Origin of the sequence: Dyadobacter luticola, from assembly GCF_005860805.1 — a bacterium.
Classification (GTDB): Bacteria; Bacteroidota; Bacteroidia; order Cytophagales; family Spirosomataceae; genus Dyadobacter; species Dyadobacter luticola.
Genome location: NZ_VCEJ01000005.1, coordinates 348,998 through 369,755 on the forward strand (window position 1 = coordinate 348,998; position 20,758 = coordinate 369,755).

General features: G+C 48.5%; 15 protein-coding genes. 7 read left to right on the forward strand and 8 right to left on the reverse strand.

Features of this window, described 5'->3' with window-relative positions:
- Positions 1-27 precede the first annotated feature (27 nt).
- The gene (locus FEN17_RS20495) at positions 28-4,632 is read left to right on the forward strand and encodes a translocation/assembly module TamB domain-containing protein (protein ID WP_138367260.1); all 4,605 of its coding nucleotides are present in this window, start codon (positions 28-30) and stop codon (positions 4,630-4,632) included.
- Between the two features lie 5 nt (positions 4,633-4,637).
- Here the strand turns inward: FEN17_RS20495 and FEN17_RS20500 are convergent, their stop codons facing one another.
- The gene (locus tag FEN17_RS20500; RefSeq protein WP_229208919.1) at positions 4,638-5,066 is read right to left on the reverse strand and encodes a hypothetical protein; all 429 of its coding nucleotides are present in this window, start codon (positions 5,064-5,066) and stop codon (positions 4,638-4,640) included.
- Between the two features lie 166 nt (positions 5,067-5,232).
- On the opposite strand from FEN17_RS20500, the gene FEN17_RS20505 reads away from it, so the two are divergent.
- From FEN17_RS20505 to pafA (FEN17_RS20515), 3 genes are all read left to right on the forward strand, one after another.
- The gene (locus FEN17_RS20505; protein WP_138367261.1) at positions 5,233-8,022 is read left to right on the forward strand and encodes a M16 family metallopeptidase; all 2,790 of its coding nucleotides are present in this window, start codon (positions 5,233-5,235) and stop codon (positions 8,020-8,022) included.
- A 129-nt stretch (positions 8,023-8,151) separates the two neighbouring features.
- Complete coding sequence (pafA, locus tag FEN17_RS20510; RefSeq protein ID WP_138367262.1) at positions 8,152-9,825, forward strand: alkaline phosphatase PafA; 1,674 nt, start codon at positions 8,152-8,154, stop codon at positions 9,823-9,825.
- A gap of 13 nt (positions 9,826-9,838) precedes the next feature.
- A complete protein-coding gene (pafA, locus tag FEN17_RS20515; RefSeq protein ID WP_229208920.1) occupies positions 9,839-11,494 on the forward strand; it encodes an alkaline phosphatase PafA in 1,656 nt (551 codons plus the stop codon).
- 29 nt (positions 11,495-11,523) lie between these two features.
- Here pafA (FEN17_RS20515) and FEN17_RS20520 read toward each other — a convergent pair whose 3' ends face one another.
- From FEN17_RS20520 to FEN17_RS20530, 3 genes are all read right to left on the reverse strand, one after another.
- Entirely contained in the window at positions 11,524-11,958 is a 435-nt protein-coding gene (locus FEN17_RS20520) for an NfeD family protein (protein ID WP_138367263.1), read from the reverse strand.
- Position 11,959: 1 nt separating this feature from the next.
- Positions 11,960-12,871, reverse strand: a complete 912-nt coding sequence (locus FEN17_RS20525; protein ID WP_138367264.1) for an SPFH domain-containing protein — start codon at positions 12,869-12,871, stop codon at positions 11,960-11,962.
- A 123-nt stretch (positions 12,872-12,994) separates the two neighbouring features.
- Complete coding sequence (locus FEN17_RS20530) at positions 12,995-14,161, reverse strand: acyl-CoA dehydrogenase family protein (protein ID WP_138367265.1); 1,167 nt, start codon at positions 14,159-14,161, stop codon at positions 12,995-12,997.
- 210 nt (positions 14,162-14,371) lie between these two features.
- Between FEN17_RS20530 and FEN17_RS20535 the strand changes: the two genes are divergently transcribed.
- Positions 14,372-15,688 (forward strand): UDP-glucose dehydrogenase family protein, encoded by a 1,317-nt coding sequence (locus tag FEN17_RS20535; RefSeq protein ID WP_138367266.1) that lies wholly within the window; start codon positions 14,372-14,374, stop codon positions 15,686-15,688.
- Positions 15,689-15,730: 42 nt separating this feature from the next.
- Positions 15,731-16,729 (forward strand): UDP-glucuronic acid decarboxylase family protein, encoded by a 999-nt coding sequence (locus tag FEN17_RS20540; RefSeq protein ID WP_138367267.1) that lies wholly within the window; start codon positions 15,731-15,733, stop codon positions 16,727-16,729.
- Positions 16,730-16,783: 54 nt separating this feature from the next.
- Here FEN17_RS20540 and frr read toward each other — a convergent pair whose 3' ends face one another.
- From frr to dusB, 4 genes are all read right to left on the reverse strand, one after another.
- A complete protein-coding gene (gene frr / locus FEN17_RS20545) occupies positions 16,784-17,344 on the reverse strand; it encodes a ribosome recycling factor (protein ID WP_138367268.1) in 561 nt (186 codons plus the stop codon).
- Between the two features lie 21 nt (positions 17,345-17,365).
- The gene (gene pyrH / locus FEN17_RS20550) at positions 17,366-18,085 is read right to left on the reverse strand and encodes a UMP kinase (protein ID WP_138367269.1); all 720 of its coding nucleotides are present in this window, start codon (positions 18,083-18,085) and stop codon (positions 17,366-17,368) included.
- Between the two features lie 64 nt (positions 18,086-18,149).
- A complete protein-coding gene (locus FEN17_RS20555; protein ID WP_138367270.1) occupies positions 18,150-18,686 on the reverse strand; it encodes an acyl-CoA carboxylase biotin carboxyl carrier protein subunit in 537 nt (178 codons plus the stop codon).
- Positions 18,680-19,669 carry a tRNA dihydrouridine synthase DusB gene (gene dusB / locus FEN17_RS20560; protein ID WP_138367271.1) on the reverse strand — a complete coding sequence of 330 codons (990 nt, stop codon included), beginning with the start codon at positions 19,667-19,669 and terminating at the stop codon, positions 18,680-18,682. Before dusB ends, FEN17_RS20555 begins: the two co-directional genes overlap by 7 nt.
- Before the next feature lie 117 nt (positions 19,670-19,786).
- On the opposite strand from dusB, the gene FEN17_RS20565 reads away from it, so the two are divergent.
- Entirely contained in the window at positions 19,787-20,752 is a 966-nt protein-coding gene (locus FEN17_RS20565) for a CPBP family intramembrane glutamic endopeptidase (protein WP_138367272.1), read from the forward strand.
- The last annotated feature ends 6 nt before the right edge of the window (positions 20,753-20,758 follow it).

Sequence of the window (20,758 nt, forward strand, 5' to 3'; positions counted from 1 at the left end):
AAGCAGTATCCCCCTGCGAAGCTGTATATGTTAAGATTCCTGAAGGCGTTTGGTAATGGTCTGGTCGTAGCAATCATCTTTGCGCTCATCGCGCTGGGCATCGCCACCATCGCACTTCAGCTTCCCTCTGTCCAGACCTGGGCCGTAAAAGAAGTCACCGCTTCCGTCTCGGAAAAGCTCGGTTACCCGATTTCAATCGAAAGAGTCAATATCAAGTGGTTTGATGTGGTTTCGCTGGAAGGGATTTCGGTGAAGGATACCGCTCAGAAAGATATGATCGACGTCGGGCGGATCGATGTGAACCTCAATGTCAGCAACATTTACGAAAACTCGGCGAAGGAAATTTTCCTCGACGAGGTGATGGTTTTCCAGCCCGATGTGCAACTTTCCATCATTCCCAGCTCCGGCTCGCTGAACATTGACGGCTTCATCGAGCGCATCAATGAGCTGACTGCCCCGAAAGTGCCGCGCCCGAAAAATGCGCCGGAGAATAATACCCCATTTATTATCGGAAAATCCAGGGTGGTCGACGGCCGGTTCAGCTACGACGATCCGCGACAAACCAGGGACCGGGGCGCCCGCGTTTTCGATTACTCGCATTTCAAGCTCGACCATTTGTATGGAGAACTGAAAAATTTCCTTGTGCAGGGCGATACCATTTCTTTTTTGGCCAACAACCTGACGACCATCGACCGGCAGACGGGACTGGAAATGCATGATCTGGACACGAAGTTTTTATTCTGTCAAAAAAAGATGGAATTGAAAGAGCTGGACGCGCGTATCGGACATTCGCGACTGCGAGAGGAAATTATTTTTTTCTATAACCGCTCCGGCGAGCTGGGTGATTTTAATCATAAAATAAAGCTTAAAGGGCATTTGGTCAACAGTCACGTCGATTCGCGCGATTTGGGCTTGTTTTCCAGTTATATCGACCGGTTGCATGAAAGCTGGGATATTTCCGGGGATTTTAATGGAAAGGTCGACGACTTCATGCTTTCAGGTACCGATCTGCGATTTGGAAAAAATAGCAGGCTGATCGGCGATCTGGGCTTCAAAGGTTTGCCCCAAATCGAGGGCGTGCTGATGGATATCCGGCTGTCGCTTTCGAAAGTCGATCCCGATGACATTGTGCAATATTATCCGGAGTGGGATATGTACCCGACGCTGGAAAAGTTTGGCATGACGCTGCTCGACGGCACATTCAAAGGAACATTGGAGGACTTCGCGGTGAATGCTTCGGCGTCGTCACAAATGGGCGAAGTGGCCGGAGACCTGGTTTTTCACATTGCCGATCAGAAAACGACGACTTATTCCGGGCAAATTAAGACCTCAGAATTTGAGCTGGGTAAGCTGCTCGACGAGGAAGAAACTTGGCAGAAACTCGATTTTGACGGAAAAATTTATGGAAAGGGCCTCGAACTGAAATTTGCGTCCACAGACCTGAATGCGGTAGTGGGAAAAGTGGGTTTCAAACATTACGATTACCGGAACCTCCGCCTGCGGGGAAATCTTCAAAATCAATATTTCAACGGAAATGTCAGCGCAAAGGATAGCAACCTGATCGTCAATGTGGAGGGTGAATTTGACCTGTCCGGCGCACAGAATGCATTCAACATTCAGGGTTTGGTTGAAAAGGCAAACCTGGAGGAACTGGGTTTTGCAAAAGACCCGATCACCCTGCGTACCCAGCTGAATGTGAATGTCACGGGAAATACGATCGACGAGCTGACCGGTGACGCCAAGCTGCTGAATACGTATTTGTTGATGACCAATAAGGAGCGCAACCTGGTCATCGATACACTCGTGTTTTCTTCGCGCCAGCAAAGTGAAAAGCGTGTCTTGCAACTGGAAAGCGAGTTTTTGTCCGCAAAAATGTCGGGTAACTTCCTGCCGACGCAGGCCTGGAAGGATGTGAGCCAGGTGATGGACGAGTACATGCTTTACTTTTTTGAAAATGAAGCCAATCGTGAGCAGTATTATGCCAAAAAGCCTATTCAGCAGGTAAATAACCGCTACCAGATTGATTATGAGGTAGAATCACGCAATTTGTCGCGGTTTCTGGCATTCCTGAGTCCGGATATTTATGTTTCAAAAGGTGCGAGGGCGGAAGGTGTTTTTAAAATGGATAACACCGCCATCCTGACATTGAATGCGGCTTCCGACACGGTGCGCTATGGTACCAATAACTTTTATAACTCTGAGGTAGACGTCACTACTTCCAAATTTGTGAACAGTGCCGAGGTACTTGCTTCGGCGCTGGTGACTTCCGACAAGCAGCAGATCAGCAGCCTGGTACCCACCGAAAAATTGGAAATGGAAGGTACCTGGGACGTGGACCACATTGATTTTAACGGGGAAATCCACCAGATCAAAAGTACCAACCGTGCCAACCTGGCGGGCGAGATACGCTTCCTCGCCGCGGGACTGGATATCAGTTTCCAGGATTCTAAAATGTACCTGCTCGACGAAGAATGGTCGGTGCCGAAAGAAAGTTTGATTTCGATTGAAGGTACCAACATTAATATGTCGAATGTTGGGTTAATCAGCGGCAAGCAACGTATTTTCCTGGCGGGCATGATCTCCGAAAATCCGGAAAGGAGCCTGACGCTGAATATCAGAAACTTCAAGCTGGGAAGTTTGAACCCGGTTTTCAACACACAGCTGGCGGGTATCATGGACGGTACCGCGCGGATGAAAGATGTGTACAACAGTGTCGTGCTGGATGCGAGTTTTAATGTGGAAAGTCTGGGCTACGGTCAGTATGAATTCGGGAATCTCTCTGGCAGCGCGGATTGGGACCAGGTGGTGAGCGAGCTGGAAATTGATGCGCAGTTGAGTAAGAATGCGCGCCGGGTTTTCAATCTGGTCGGTTCTTATCGTCCCAAGCTGACTTCCAACACATTAAATCTCAAAGCGATTTTCAACCAGATCGACTTTAAAGCGTTGGAGCCTTTTGCCGAGGGTTTGGTTTCGGACGTCGGCGGCGTGGCGCAGGGGACGGTTTTGATCAAAGGGGTGGTGAATGCACCCGTGCTGGAAGGTTCGCTGATGGTAGAAAAAGGGCGGATGAAGTTCGATTACCTGCAATCGGTTTTCACATTTAATGATAAAATCAATTTTACCGAAAGTGAAATTACCGTCAACAACATTCTGCTGACCGATACAGACGGAAATTCGGCCACTTTGCGCGGCGGGGTTTTTCATGATGGTTTTAAATATTTTTCACTCGGCTTCAATGCGGACCTCCGCAATTTTAAGATCCTGAACACGTCGACGCGGGATAATGATATGTTTTACGGCACGGCTTACGTAACCGGCCCGGTAGCGGTTTTTGGCCCGATCGATAACCTTAACATTGAAGCGAATGTGACGAGTAACAAAGGCACGAAAATCCACATTCCGCTCGACGGCGCTACCGAAGTGACGACGCAGGACTATATCCAGTTTGTGAGCAAAATGCCCAAACTCGACAGTACGACCAACAATGTGCCCGATTCTATCAGCCGCGAGCAGGTGGCTGGCGGTATCAAAATGGATTTCAATTTCAACCTGACGCCGGATGCAACCTGCGAGATTATCTTCGACCGGCAGACGGGCGACATTATCCGCGGAAATGGTACGGGGCGGCTCAACCTGAACATTGATACCCAGGGCGATTTCACCATGGCGGGTACTTACGAAATTGAGCGCGGAGATTACAATTTTACTTTGCAGAATGTCATCAACAAGAAATTCAACATTAAACCCGGCAGCCGTATCATCTGGTCGGGCGATCCTTATGGGGCGCAGCTGGATGTGAAGGCGGGTTACACCCAGATGGTTTCGCTGGCGGGTGTGCTGCCTACAACGAGTTCGAGCTCGGCGGGTACCGGAAATGATGCCTTGTCGAGAAGGTACCCGGTGGAAGTGACGATCGGGCTGTCGGACAGGCTTATGGCGCCGACGATTAAGTATGACCTTAAAATCCTGGATAATCCCTCCTTGAATGCATACCGCGGGCAGCTGGAAGCATTTCAGAATAAACTCAAATCCGACGAGCAGGAACTCAGCCGGCAGGTAAGTAGCTTGCTGGTCGTAAGCCAGTTATTGCCCGAAGCCAGTCTCGCGACGGTCGGCAGCCAGAATTTCCTGGGCAGCAGCATTACTGAGCTGGTATCCAACCAAATCAGCCGCTGGGCGTCGGGGATCAACGAAAACCTGGAAGTAGGGGTTTCGGGACTTTCTTTGGACCAGAATGCTTTGAATAATTTACAGTTAAGATTTTCCTACCGCTTTTTAAATGATCGTTTCAGGGTAACCCGTGACGGACGTTTTACTTCCGGCGCGCAAAGCCAGACCGGTGCAGTAGCTTATAGTGCAGCGAGTTTGCTGGGAGAATGGACTTTGGAATACTGGCTCAACCGGAGCGGCTCAGTGAAAGTGAAAGCTTATAACCGCAACATTCAGAACAGCTTTTACCTGAATAATGCCGTGACGACCGGCGGCGTAAGCATGCAGTTTACCCACAGCTTCAACCGCCTTTCCCCACCGCCGAAGCCGGAAGTGAAAATCCCGTACATTATCCCGAATGATTCCACGCGGCAGGATACGACGGGCAAAAAAATGATTTCGGAGAAGAATTCCGGCCGCTAGGCATATTATTCGCCTCGGTAGCGCACGGCCAGCCCGCTCAGCATATAGCCCTCTTTTTTAACGGTCGTGTAATATTTGTACTTCACATTGATGAGTGCATCTGCTCCGATCTTCTGCGCCTTCATGACCAGTCGGGCGGTCAGTAACTCCTTGGTTTTGGCATCATTACCACGCTGCATCATGCGTTTGTCGGAAGTTTGCTCAGCCGTGAGCGAATCCTCGCTGCTGATCTCGATCACCCCGATCTCGGAATACGGCCTTTCCAGCAGCGCGTTATCATATAGTACTTCAATCGGATATTTTGTACCTGTCGAAATCGGGATGCCGCTGGCGCAGTTCAGGAGAAAACAAGCGGCCGTAAAAATCGAAAGCCGGGCAAAAAAGCGTGTCAGCGTGGTGGATTTCAATGTGGGTGTCTGGGAATGCGTAGTCATAAGTTTATCAAAAAACGGCGGGAATAAAGATAGTTTGTTTGCTTCAATACATACCAAAAGCCGGTTTATGTTGCATTAACTTTCCCATACCATTTATCATGAAGTCATTGTGAAATGTAAGATTGTATCCTATTTTAACAGTTTACACCTAATCCAGATAATTAAGATGGTCATGAAATCTAAAAAGAATGGCTTGTTGGGGCTGCTGCTGGCGGCTGCGCTGACTGGCCCAGCGGTGGCACAGCTACCCAAAGGCGTCACAAAGCAAGCTTCCGTGGAGGGAATCACGGAATACACCCTCGATAATGGGTTAAAAGTGCTGATGTTCCCGGACCCTTCCAAACCCACCATTACTGTCAATATGACCTACCTAGTGGGGTCGCGGCATGAAGGTTACGGAGAAACCGGGATGGCGCATTTGCTTGAACACCTTGTGTTCAAAGGCAGCCCTAAACATACAAACATTCCGCAGGAACTGACCGAGCACGGAGCCCGCCCGAACGGTTCGACCTGGTACGACCGGACCAATTATTTCGAAACATTTTCGGCTACGGAAGAAAATTTAAAATGGGCGCTGGACCTGGAATCCGACCGGATGGTAAATTCTTTCATTGCCAAGAAAGATCTTGACAGTGAGTTCAGTGTGGTACGAAATGAGTTCGAATCTGGTGAAAACGATCCTTTTGGCGTATTGATGGAGCGCGTCATTTCCGGGGCTTACCTGTGGCATAACTACGGTAAATCAACAATCGGGAACCGCTCTGACATTGAAAGAGTACCTATCGAAAATTTACAGGCATTTTATAAAAGATTTTACCAGCCCGACAATGCGGTACTGACGGTTGCAGGGAAAATTGACGAAGCTAAAACGTTGGCGATGGTCAATGAGTATTTTGGTAAAATCGCGAAACCGACGCGCATGCTTCCCAAATCCTATACCGCAGAACCTACTCAGGACGGCGAGCGGTTTGTTGAATTAAAAAGGACGGGCGATGTGCAGATGGTGCAGGCTGTATACCACATCATGCCTGGCTCACACCCTGACTATCCCGCTATGGAAGTGCTGACGGAAGTTTTAAGCACCGAGCCTAATGGTAAGCTTTACAAAAATCTTGTTGAAACGAAAAAAGCATCTTCTGTTTTTGGCGGAAGCTTTCAGCTGTATGACCCTGGCTTTGTGCTGTTTGGAACGGAGGTATTGAAAGAAAAATCGCTGGATGAAGCCAAAAAAGCATTCACGGCTACATTGGATTCGGCTGCGATCCTGAAACCGTCGGCGGAGGATGTGGAGCGCGCGAAGACGACCATACTAAAAAACTGGGACCTGGAATTCCGGAATTCGGAGAGGGTAGGGTTAAGCGTCAGTGAGTCCATCGCTACCGGTGACTGGCGGCTGGCGTTTCTTTTCAGGGATAATATCCGGAAGGTGAAGCCGGAAGATGTTTTCCGCGTGGCGCAGCAGTATTTCAAACCGTCTAACCGGACCGTCGGTACATTCGTGCCCGAGGCGAACCCCGTTCGTGCCGAAATTCCGGAGGCGCCGAATGTGGCCGATCTTGTGAAGAATTACAAAGGCGAAGCTGTGGTAGCGGAAGGAGAGGCATTTGACCCTTCTCCGGCAAACATTGAAACTCGCACCACCCGCACCGAAAAGCCCAATACCATTGAACTGGCCTTGCTCCCCAAAACAACACGTGGCAATGTAGTTTCAGCCAGGATCACTTTACGCTACGGTGATTTGAAAAGCCTGGAAAATAAAGCGACGGTTTCTGACCTGACCGGCTCCATGCTGGATAAGGGTACCAAAACCAAGTCCCGCCAGCAGGTGAAAGATGAGTTTGATAAGCTGAAAGCACGTGTGAATTTTTTCGGGGCCAATAACCAGGCTGGTGCCAGCATTGAAACGACCAAAGAAAACCTGCCTGCGGTATTGAAGCTGGTAGCGGAAGTTTTGAAAACCCCTGCATTTGATGAAAACGAATTTGAAAAACTAAAACAGGAAGAGCTGGCGGGTATCGAATCACAGCGCAGCGAGCCGCAGATGATCGCATTCAACCAATATCGCCGCATTGCAACACCTTATCCAAAAAGCGATATCCGGTATGTGGGTACATTTGACGAGGATGTGGAAAGCATTAAAGCGACAACCATCGACCAGATCCGCCAGTTTCACAAGGATTTTTACGGAGCCAACAATGCTTCGGCAACGGTGGTAGGGGATTTCGATAAAGCAGCAGTGACAAAAATCCTTACGGACGAATTCGGCTCGTGGAAGAGCACCAAACCTTTTACCCGCATTGCCTCGCCATACATTCCTGTAAAAGCGGAGAACCAGTCGATTGAAGCGCCGGATAAGGCCAATGCCATGTTTGTAGCCGGTATGGGCATGCCTTTGCAAGATACCGACCCAGATTATCCCGCATTGATTATGGGTAACTATATGCTGGGCGGAGGATTTCTGAACTCACGCCTGGCAACGCGCATCCGCCAGAAAGAAGGGGTAAGTTACAGCGTAGGATCGCAGTTTTCGGCGAGCTCCCTGGACAAGAGCGGAACATTTATGTCGTACGCCATCTATGCGCCTGAAAATGCTGCAAAACTGGAAGCGGCATTTAAAGAGGAGATTGACAAGGCTTTGAAAGAAGGTTTTACGGCAGAAGAATTAAAGGCTGCGAAGTCAGGTTACCTGCAATCGCGGCAGGTTTCACGCTCACAGGATGCAGCATTGACGACGACTTTGACCAATAACCTTTACCTCAACCGTACCATGCAGTGGGATGCGGATTTTGAGAAAAAGATCGAAGCGCTGACGCCGGAGCAGATCAAGGCAGCATTTAACAAATACATTGATTACAACAAGCTGGTGATCGTGAAGGCAGGTGATTTTGCCAAATCCAAAAAAGGCGCACCGGAAGCTGGTGCCCCTGCGCAGATCGGCGGTAGTCAGAAAAAGTAAAATAGGAGTAGTATAACCGCGGAGAACCGGCTGCAATTTGCACGCCGGTTTTCTGCTTTACAACCGGCACATACCTATCTTTGCCGGACAGTCGAAGTTCACTTTTACCATTTTTTCCACCACAACCTGATGAAACTGGTATACCGTTTTTCATTAAAAATCCTTGTCTTTCTGCTGGTTATCCATACGTCGGCATTCGCACAGACGAAGGCAAAACCAGCCGCAGCACCTTCCAAACTAGCCCGGCCAAAACTCGTTGTAGGTATCGTGGTAGACCAGATGCGCTATGATTATCTCTACCGATATTATGACAAATACAAAGAAGGTGGCCTGAAAAGGCTGATGAACGAGGGTTTCAACTGCCGGAACAACCATTATCATTACGCATTGACGGTGACAGCTGCGGGACATTCGGCGGTGTACACCGGATCGATGCCGGGCATTAATGGCATCATCGGAAATGAATGGTATGATAAAGCGACCGGTCAGACAGTTTATTGCACGGATGATAATACCGTGGCGACTGTCGGTAGCAGCAATGTTACGGTAGGCAAAATGTCGCCCAGGAATTTGCTGGTGAGCACGGTGACGGACCAGCTGCGGATTGCCACCAATTTTAGATCCAAGACAATCGGCGTGGCGATCAAAGACCGGGCTTCGATTTTGCCGGCGGGGCATGCAGCTTCCGGTGCGTATTGGTTTGATTCCAAAACCGGGAATTTTGTGACGAGTACCTATTATATGGAGTCGCTGCCTGCCTGGGTGACGGCTTATAATGATAAAAAAATGCCTGCGGAATATATGCGCCGCGGCTGGAACCTGGGCGCGCCGATGGAGCAGTATACCCAAAGTACCAAGGACGATGTAGCGTGGGAAGGAACATTGTCGGGTGCGGCCAAGCCGGTTTTTCCGCATGAACTGATCGGTACCGCCTCGGATGCATTCGGCGTGATGACGACCTCTCCCTGGGGAAATACGATGACAAAAGAAATGGCGATTGCGGCGATCAAAGGGGAGAATTTGGGAAAAGGCACTGATACCGATTTTCTGGCCGTCAGTTTTTCGTCGCCGGACCGGATCGGGCACATGTTTGGGCCAAATTCCATAGAGCAGGAAGATAACTATGTGAAGCTGGACGCGGAATTTGCTGATTTGCTCAACTTCCTCGATAGCTGGTCGGGCAAAGGAAGCTACACAGTTTTCCTGACTGCGGATCATGGTGCGATGGATGTTCCTGCTTTTTGGCAAGATCATAAATTACCGGCAGGCCTGATGAGCGCAACTGAATTGACGCGCGTCGCAGTAAAAGCTTTGAATGATACTTATGGGGAAGCCAAATACATTTCGGCCATCGAAAACTATCAGCTGTATTTTGACAAAGCCATTTTAAAAGAGAAAAAAATCAATGTGGCCGACGCTTTCCAGGTGGTACGCGAGGCATTGCTTCCGATGGACGGAGTGGCGGATGTGATCAACCTGAAAGATATGGGCCGCGCACCTTTGAATACGTACCAGCTGGAACTTTACAAAAACAATGTGAATGCCAAAAGAAGTGGTGATTTGCAGATTGTGGTGCAGCCCGGCTGGTTTGCAGCCACTTACAAAACGGGTACCGACCACGGGACACCCTATAACTACGATACCCACGTGCCTTTTCTGCTGTACGGCTGGGGCGTAAACAAAGGGGAAACATTGCGCCGCACAACAATCGCGGACATTGCACCTACCATTTCGGCACTGTTGCACATTCTTCCCCCGAGCGGCAATGTTGGAAATCCAGTTGAAGAAGCATTAAAAAAATAAAATCCCTGAACCTGTGAAAAAATTGAATCTATGGGCTCTGACGCTGCTGATCTCGCTTTCGGCTACTGCCCAGAATGCCAAGAATGTTACTGCGAAATCATCTGCATTAGCCCGCCCCAAGCTGGTAGTCGGCATTATTGTGGACCAAATGCGCTACGATTATTTGTACCGCTACTACGATCTTTATACGGAAGGCGGTTTTAAAAGAATGATGAATGAAGGTTTCAACTGCCGGAACAATCATTATCCCTATGCTTTGACTGTTACCGGCCCTGGGCATGCGACGGTTTATACCGGCTCGGTTCCCGCGGTGCACGGTATTGTTGGGAATGAGTGGTATGACCAGTTTTCAAAAAAAGTAATTTATTGCGCCGAAGACAGTACGGTGAAAACAGTGGGCAGTACCAATGCAAGTGTAGGGAAAATGTCGCCTAAAAATATGCTGACGAGCACTGTGACGGACCAGCTGCGGATTGCTACCAATTTCAGATCTAAAACAATTGGTGTAGCGATCAAGGACAGAGGTTCGATTTTACCGGCCGGCCACGCGGCCAATGCTGCTTACTGGTTTGATTCTAAAACCGGTAACTGGGTGACAAGTACCTATTATATGGAAGACCTGCCGCAGTGGCTGAAAGATTATAATGCGAAAAAAATGCCTGCGAATTATCTGACGAAAGGTTGGCAATTACTGCTGCCTGCGGATAAGTACATCCAAAGTTCGGCTGATGACGTGGCTTGGGAGGGACTGATTTCGGGTTCCAAAAAACCGGTGTTCCCTTATGAACTGGCCGGCACGGCGGGTGATCCTTTCAGCGTCGTGTTGGATACGCCCTGGGGTAACACCATCACAAAAGAAATTGCGATTGAGGCGATTAAAGGTGAAAAAATGGGCAAAGGAACCGATACGGATTTTCTGGCGATCAGCTTTTCCTCGCCTGACAGGATTGGTCACCGGGCTGGACCGAATGCCATCGAGCAGCAGGATGATTTTCTGAGACTTGATCGTGAGTTTGCCGACTTGTTTAATTTCCTCGATAGCTGGGTAGGGAAGGGAGAGTATACCGTTTTTCTTTCTGCCGATCATGGTGTGATGGATGTACCGGGTTTTGCACAGTCGCATAAATTACCCGCGGGATTGATCAGCGGAAGACAACTTCAAGCGACTATTTCCACAGCATTGGACGAGACTTTTGGAAAGGATAAATACATGATACAGTCTGAAAATAACCAGATTTATCTCGATCACGCTTTGTTGAAAAAGAAGAACATTACCGTCGCTGCGATTACGGAAGTGGTGAAAGATGCAGCATTGACGATCCCAGGCGTCGCGGATGTGCTGAACCTGACGGATATGGGCAAGGCGCCGCTGAATACGTATCAGTTGGAGTTGTATAAAAACAATGTGAATGCAAAACGCAGCGGTGATATCCAGATCATTTCGCAGCCGGGCTGGTTTTACGGAACTGCTACCGGCACTTCCCATGGCACACCTTATAACTATGATACGCAGGTGCCTTTTGTCATGTTTGGCTGGGGAATCAAAAAAGGCGAAACTTTGCGGAGAACTTCGGTATCGGACATTGCGCCGACGATTGCGTCACTGCTGCACATTCTGCCAGGGAGCGGCAATGTAGGAAACGCGGTAGAAGAAGCGCTGAAAAAGTAATTTTAATTTGAATGTGGCAGACGGGATAATCAGGACTCTTCAACAGTCAGGATGATCCCGTCTGTTTTTGTAATCACCACTTTGCTGCCGGCCGAGATCGAGCTGTGGTTGAAGGAAACCGCCTTCCACTCGGCGCCGCGGTAGTAAATTTTCCCTTCGCCATTGTTGGGGATGTCTTTGATGACCAATGCTGTTTCACCAATAAATTCATTGTATTCCGAGCTCGGGCTTTTGCTGAGGAGCATACGCACATTCTTTCTGAAAACCATCAAAGAAATGAGTGAAATGGCCGAAAATGCGAGTATCTGCGCTTCGGTGCTGGGCAGCAGGCCCACGGTCGTGAGCAGGGAGGTAAGTAATGCGCCGGCTGCAAAAAATACGAAAACCAGTAAGACGCTCGCCAGTTCCGCCAGCAGCATGATCAGCCCGACAATCAGCCAAATTTGCGGTAAGGTCAGTTCCATGCTATTTTTTCGGTTCGGATTTAACAACTGTCAATGCGGTGGCGATCAGCGATCCCATATCTGCGAGGTTTGCCGGGAGTATCAATGTGTTCCCGGCCTTGGCGAGCTTCCCGAATTGTTCTACATAATTTTCGGCCACTTTCAACTGGACGGCTTCCGATCCGCCCTCGGTCTGGATCGCCAGCGCTACAAGCCGGATACTATCCGCAGTAGCCTCAGCCACAGAGCGTAAGGCTGCGGCCTCACCTTCGGCTTCGTTGATTTGTCTTAACCTTAAACCTTCCGATTCGAGCACCACTTTCTGTTTTTGGCCTTCCGCGACATTGATCGCCGCCTGCTTCTCACCGTCCGATTGGAGGATCACCGCCCGGCGCTCGCGCTCAGCCTGCATTTGTTTTTCCATCGCATTTAATACGCTTTGCGGCGGGGTAATGTTCTTGATCTCATACCGAAGCACTTTCACGCCCCAACCAATTGCCGCTTCGTCGATGGATTCTACTACCGCGCGGTTGATGGTCATTCTTTCTTCAAATGTTTTATCCAAATCTAATTTCCCGATCTCGCTTCTCATGGTAGTTTGCGCAAGCTGGATTACCGCGAATGTATAGTCAGAAATGCCATAGGCGGCTTTTTTAGGATCGATTACCTGGATAAAAATCACGCCATCCATGCGCACCTGCACATTGTCGCGGGTGATACAGATCTGCTCTGGAATGTCGATGGCGGATTCTTTGAGGGTGTATTTATATGCAATCCGGTCGAAGAAAGGAATGATGAAATTGATACCGGGCTGCAAAACGGCATAGAACTTGCCGAGTCTTTCGAGAATATAGGCGGTTTGCTGCGGAACGACCTTGACGGTCATCAGGATCGTGAGTACGACGAGTACGAGCAGAACAATAAAAGGGGTCATTTCAAGTCAGGTTGGGTATATCGCGAATGTAGCCATATACTTTTTGGCCTGCAATGCTTCTTTTATCAAAGAGACAGAAACTTGCTCGCCGGTTTTTACCCCGGATAGGTGGTTTCTGAAATATTAATCTTTCAATATTTCTTTTGATATTACCACTTTCTGAATCTCGCTCGTGCCTTCCCCAATCGTACAAAGCTTACTGTCCCGGTAGAATTTTTCGACCGGATAATCTTTTACAAAACCATATCCGCCAAAGATCTGCACGGCTTCATTTGCCACCCGCACAGCCGTTTCGGATGCATGGTATTTGGCCGCGGCACTCGCCAGCGTTACTTTTTCTTTTTTGTCTTTCAATGCTGCGGCATGAAATGTCAGCAGCATCGAAGCCTGAATGTCGGTATACATGTCCGCCAGCTTGAAGGCGATGGCCTGAAAATCGCAGATCGCTTTTCCGAACTGTCTACGCTCTTTGGAATAAGATAATGCGGCCTCATACGCGCCCAGGGCAGTTCCTACGCTCAGCGCCGCGATGGAAATCCGGCCGCCATCCAGCACTTTTAATGATTGGATAAAACCGTCGCCGATTTCGCCGATACGCTGGCTGTCGGGAATGCGGCAATCCTGGAAAATGAGCTCAACGGTTTCGGACGCGCGCATGCCCAGCTTATCTTCTTTTCTTCCCGAAGTATAGCCCGGCGTACCCTGCTCGATGATAAATGCTGTAGCCCCGTGTTTATCGCCAGGCTCACCGGTACGTGTGATCAAGACGGTCACGTCACCACTTTTTCCGTTGGTGATAAAGTTCTTGGAACCGTTGATGATCCAATCGTCGCCGTCTCTGACAGCAGTCGTGCGCATATTGCCTGCGTCCGATCCGGTGTAGGGTTCGGTCAGTCCCCAGGCACCTACAAACTGGCCGGTTGCAAGTTTGGGCAGGTATTTTTGTTTCTGTTCCTGGCTACCGAACATGCATATATGATTGGTACATAAAGAGTTATGCGCTGCCATGGACAATCCTACGGAAGGATCAACCTTCGAGAGCTCGATGATCGCGGTGACATATTCCTTATATCCCAAACCCGAGCCGCCGAATTCTTCCGGTACCAGCATTCCCATCAACCCCAGGTCGCCGAGATCCTTGAAAACCGATTTCGGGAAGTGCTGTATTTCGTCCCACTCGCGAATGTGTGGTTTAATGCTGGAGACGGCAAAATCCCGCACTGCTTCGGCGATCAGCTTGCAGTTTTCTTCTCTTTCGCTTTCAGGTACCTCCAATTTTACTGTGTCCATAGTTGCTGATGATTATATTTGTGATTATCAATGCTTAGAGTAGAATTAATTCACAAAAGTGAACGAACAAATCGAGCCGGTAACGGCAAAGATTCATCTAAAAAAATTACTTTTGCAATCACCGAAATTTCGCCGGTCTGCCTAAATCCCAATTTTAAGTTTTCTATTTAGCAATATCATAACGTTGTATATCATTATTATCACATTTTTATGAAAATCGCAGTTGTAGGTACAGGTTACGTTGGTTTGGTTACCGGGACATGTTTTGCTGAAACAGGCAACCAGGTGACGTGTGTTGACATTGATGTCAGAAAGGTAGAACGTCTTCAAAAAGGTGATATCCCGATCTACGAACCGGGTCTTGATGTACTTTTTGATCGTAACGTGGCGGAAGGACGTCTAGTTTTCACTACCAATCTGGCCGAAGGTATCAAAGATGCACAGGTTATCTTCCTTGCGCTTCCAACCCCTCCGGGCGAAGACGGTTCCGCAGATTTAAAATACATCCTGAAAGTAGCTGATGACCTGGGACATACCATGGAATCGTACGCTGTGGTGATCGATAAAAGTACCGTGCCCGTTGGTACCGCTGAAAAGGTACGTGCTGCAATTGCAAAAAATGCGAAAGTAGAGTTCGACGTGGTTTCAAACCCTGAGTTCTTGAGAGAAGGTGTTGCTGTGGAAGATTTCATGAAGCCTGACCGTGTGGTAGTGGGTACTTCCTCCGAAAAAGCAAAAAAGGTGATGGAAAAACTCTACGCGCCGCTGGTAAGACAAGGTAACCCGGTGATTTTCATGGATGAACGTTCCGCTGAAATGACTAAATATGCGGCTAATTCGTTTTTGGCAATGAAAATTACCTTCATGAACGAAATCGCTAACCTTTGCGAAAAAGTAGGTGCGAATGTGGACGATATCCGTCGCGGTATCGGTACTGACAGCCGGATCGGAAAACGTTTCCTTTTTGCAGGTATCGGTTACGGTGGTAGCTGCTTCCCGAAAGATGTTCAGGCTTTGGCCAAAACTTCAAAAGATTACGATTACGACTTCCGCATCCTGCAATCGGTGATGGATGTGAATTACGATCAGAAGAAAAAGCTTCTTCCGATGATCGAGAAATATTTCAATAATGACCTGAAAGGCAAAACCATCGCAGTTTGGGGATTGGCATTCAAGCCTTATACCGACGATATCCGTGAAGCGCCTGCTTTGGAAAACATTGATGTGCTGCTCGAAGCCGGTGCCAAAATCACGGTTTACGATCCGGAAGCGATGAGCAATGTGAAAAATATCCTGGGTGACAAAGTAACGTTCTGCCACACACCTTATGCTGCGCTGGACGATGCGGATGCGCTGATGATCTTCACCGAGTGGCCTCAGTTCCGTACGCCGGAATTTGAAAAAATGGGCAAGCTGCTTAAAAACAAGGTAATCTTCGACGGAAGAAATCTTTATGAACTGGAAACCATGCGTGAAATGGGTTATACCTATTACAGCATCGGCCGCGAAAAAGTGGTTCCAGCCTGAAAATTGTCACCTAACATTCACATTTAATCGATCTCATATTTAATGAAGCGTGTATTAATTACCGGAGCAGCGGGTTTCTTGGGCTCTCACCTTTGCGAAAGGTTTTTGAAGGAAGGGATGTATGTCATCGGGATGGATAATCTCATTACCGGCGATATGCGCAACATCGAGCATCTGATGCCGGACCCTAACTTTGAGTTTAACCACCATGATGTTACCAAATTCGTGCACGTTCCTGGCGAGCTGGATTACATTATGCACTTTGCATCTCCCGCAAGCCCGATTGATTATCTTAAAATCCCTATCCAGACATTGAAAGTGGGCGCGATGGGTACGCACAACCTGCTGGGTCTGGCGCGTGTCAAAAAGGCCCGCTTCATCATTGCCTCCACTTCGGAAGTGTACGGTGACCCGCTGGTGCACCCGCAAACCGAAGATTACTGGGGCCACGTGAACCCGATCGGGCCGCGCGGTTGCTACGATGAGGCAAAACGTTACCAGGAGGCGATTACGATGGCATACCACCGCTATCACGAACTGGAAACCCGCATTGTCCGGATTTTCAATACGTACGGACCGAGAATGCGTCTCAATGACGGACGTGTGTTGCCGGCATTCATCGGCCAGGCTTTGCGCGGCGAGGATATTACCGTTTTCGGTGACGGTTCTCAAACCCGCTCTTTCTGCTACGTGGATGATTTGGTAGAAGGAATTTACCGCCTGCTGATGAGCGATTATTCATTGCCTGTCAACATTGGTAACCCAGGTGAAATCACGATCGGACAGTTTGCCGAGGAAATCATCAAGCTGACCGGAACTGATCAGAAAGTGGTTTACAAGCCGCTTCCACAGGATGATCCGAAACAACGTCAGCCGGACATTACCAAAGCGAGGGAAATTCTTGGCTGGGAACCGAAAGTGTCCCGCGAAGAAGGTTTGCGGATCACTTACGATTACTTCCGCAACCTGCCTACCGAAAGGTTGTACGAAGAATCCAACCACAGAGGTTTCGAAGGATTCAGCAATACGAAAGAAGCATAAACTAAAAAATCCCGCCTCGGCGGGATTTTTTAGTTTTATAGGAAACTGGAAATGTTACACTTCCATAATCTCTTTTTCCTTCGCATTAAATATCTGGTCTACTTTTGAAATAAATCCGTCGGTCAGTTTCTGAACACGCTCTTCGCTGATTTTTACCAGATCCTCGGCAACACCTTCTTTTGTCAATTTTCTCAAAGAGTTATTGGCATCCTGGCGAATGTTCCGAATGTTGATCTTGGCAGTTTCAATTTCGTTCTTCGCGCGTTTTACCAGCTCTCTGCGGCGCTCCTCATTCAGCGGCGGTACCGAGATGCGGATCATTTCACCATCATTGGAAGGCGAAAAACCCAGGTTACCGTTTCGGATCGCCTTTTCAATGTCATTAATGATTTTTCTTTCAAATGGTTTGATAGCAATGGTCCTCGCGTCAGGCGTATTGATCGTCGCCACATTCTGCAGAGGGGTCATTGATCCGTAGTATTCAATCTGAAGACCTTCCAGCATCTGAGGTGATGCTTTTCCGGCGCGGATCTTACCTAATTCGATAATAAGGTGTTTGATAGCGCCTTCCATGGTTTCCTTGGCGTCTTCCAGATACAATTCTATTTCTTCCATTGATTTTTAAATAATGTTCAACTAGTTGGATATCAAAGTACCTACGTTCTCGCCCATCACCAGGTCGTACAGGTTGCCCGGCTTGTTCATATCAAAAACAATGATTGGGAGATTGTTTTCCTTACAAAGTGTGAAAGCAGTAAGGTCCATGATTTTAAGATTTTTGGACAATGCTTCATCAAATGTCAGCTGGGAATATTTCACGGCCAAAGGATCTTTTTCAGGATCGGCTGTGTAAACGCCGTCTACCCGGGTACCTTTCAGTACAACCTCGGATTCAGATTCGATGGCACGCAAACCGGCGGTGGTATCTGTGGTAAAATATGGGTTCCCTGTTCCTGCGCCGAAGATCACTACTCTTCCCTTTTCGAGGTGGCGTACTGCGCGGCGGCGGATCAGAGGTTCGCAAACCTGCTCCATTTTGATGGCCGACATTAAACGCGTGTTCATGCCGTGTTTTTCAAGTGAGCTCTGGATCGCCATTCCATTGATGACGGTGGCGAGCATGCCCATGTGGTCGCCCTGTACCCGGTCAATTCCGGATTTCTCAACCGATGCCCCGCGAAAAATATTTCCGCCCCCGATAACGATCGCGATCTGCACGCCAACCTCGGCGATTCTCTTGATTTCTCGGGAGTAATTGTCAAGGATATTGAAATCAATAACCTGGCCCTTGTCGCCTCCGTTAAGCGCTTCGCCGCTCAGTTTAAGTAGTAAACGTTTATATTTTGGTTCGGGCATGATGATGTTGGTGGTGTTTTTCGACCGTAAAAATAAGGACTCAGTATTCAGATTAACAAGTTATTTATTGAAACTCCAGTAATACCTGGTTTTTTTCAACAATTTCCCGGGAAGCCACTTTCAAAGACTTGATAACCCCATTTCCGGGTGATTTGATGACATTTTCCATTTTCATAGCTACCAAAACAAGCAGGCTGTCGCCCTTGCTGATTTGCTCGCCTTCCGATACTGAAACCGACTGAATCAGTCCCGGCATCGGCGCTTTCACATTGTTCAGCTTTTGCGAAGCATTGTTTTGCATCCCCATGCCTTCCAGCAAAAGGTCGAGCCTGTTTTTGGCCGAAGTATAATAAGGTGTACCGTTAATCAGCAGTTTTGCGGTTTTTTCTGCCTGATTCACTTCGAGTACTTCAATGTTATAGGACTTATTTTTCCAGATTACATGAAAACGGTTGCTGGAACCGGAGTCGCCGAGGCGGGCAATGTCGCCGTCGAAAAGTTCGCCTGCAATGTGCCAGCCGTCTTTTTGTTCTTCAATGTCAAAATTTCTGACCGATGGATTTTCAGACTGGGCCGAATCGGCGACTGCGATTTTTAGCATATCAGCTCGCTATAATCGTGGGAGATTTCTTTTAGAATGCTGCTCAGTTCATCAAATGTCATCGCTTCCACCAGCCGCATCCGGTAAGGTTTGAAATGTTCGAGGCCTTTGAAATAATTGGTATAATGTCTGCGCATTTCAAAAACTCCGGCTACCGGACCTTTCCAGCGGATCGAAAATTCGAGGTGGCGGCGGCAAACGTCCACTCTTTGCTCCATCGTGGGCGGTGCCAGTTTTTCTCCTGTTTTTACAAAATGCTTGATTTCGTTAAAAATCCACGGGTTACCGATCGTCGCGCGGCCGATCATGATCCCGTCCACACCAAAACGGTTTTTGTATTCCAATGCTTTTTCAGGCGTATCCACATCGCCATTTCCAAAAATCGGAATGTGAATGCGTGGGTTTTCCTTGATTTTCGCGATCAATGTCCAGTCGGCCGAGCCTTTATACATTTGAACGCGGGTACGTCCGTGCACCGAAAGCGCCTTGATACCAATATCCTGCAAACGTTCCGCCACATCCTGCACATTTTTAGTATTCTCGTCCCAGCCGAGGCGGGTTTTCACGGTCACCGGCAAATGTGTCGATTTGATTACCGCCTCCGTCATTTTCACCATTTTCGGCACATCCTGCAATAAAGCTGCACCCGCGCCGCGGCAAGCCACATTCTTCACCGGGCAGCCATAGTTAATGTCGATCAGATCGGGATTAACGCGGGAAGCGATCTCGGCGCAGGAGCCCATCGTTTCCACATCGCTGCCAAAAAGCTGGATACCGACGGGACGTTCATATTCGAAAATGTCGAGCTTTTGCACGCTCTTCGCAGCGTCGCGGATCAAACCTTCCGACGATACAAACTCGGTGTACATCAGGTCGGCGCCGTTTTCCTTGCATACGGCGCGGAAAGGCGGATCGCTCACATCCTCCATCGGCGCGAGCAGCAGCGGGAAGTCCCCCAATTCTATATTTCCAATCTTAACCATTTTCAATCAAAGGAGCATTTCAGTGTCACCAGGCGTAGATTTTGCTGGAAACGCCGGTTTTTCACTTGTTAACTCCATATTTTTAAATTGATAATAAACTGTAAATTTACACCAATTATGCAAAATAGTAACCCGGAACTTCCTCTTTCCCGCGTGCCCGGCACCTGGGGCAGCTTATTGGTACTGATAGGCTTTGTGCTCATAGGAATGGCCCTGGGCAACATTTTGGCGGTGATGTTACTGGCTATATTTCTTTCGGCAGATATGGGTAGCGTCAGCGAGTTACTTTCACAGCTTATTTCAGATCCAGCAAAAGTACCAAACGGCTGGTATGCGTTAATGATCCTCCAAGGCACGGTACATTTCTTCTCATACCTGCTTCCTTCCCTTTTATACTGGTTTTACATCGAGCGCCGCAGCATTTCCGAGTTCAGCGGCGGCAGGGCGCCATCGCAGCGCATCTGGATCCTGGCGTTTATTCTCGTACTGATATTTATCCCGATCAACAGCAAATTCATCGAGTGGAATGCGGCGATGAAGCTGCCCGAAGCCTTATCCGGATTGGAAAACTGGATGCGCGCCAAGGAAGACCAGCTCTCGGTGATGACCGCGTTTCTGACGAATTACAATAGTTTCGGAAAGCTCCTTATTGCGCTTTTTGTAGTAACATTGCTGCCCGCGCTGGGCGAGGAAGTGCTTTTTCGGGGTGTTTTGCAAACCAAACTGGTACAGCAGCTGGCCAATCCGCACGTAGCGATCTGGCTTTCGGCGGCGATTTTCAGCGCGATACATTTCCAATTTTACGGATTTTTGCCCAGAATGATGCTCGGCGCGCTGTTTGGCTACCTTTACTATTGGACAGGAAATCTTTGGGTGGCGATCCTGGCACATTTTGTAAACAACGGATTTGTGCTGGTCATGATGTACCTCCACAACATTCACGTCGTGGAAATGAACATTGAAGAAACGAAATCAATGCCGATTGTGCTGGTGATCTCTTCTTTGCTTTTTACGATCGCCATCATGCGGTTTGTCAAACAGGAAAGTTTTGCCAGGAGGACAGTTTTAAATACAGAATCATAAAAATTG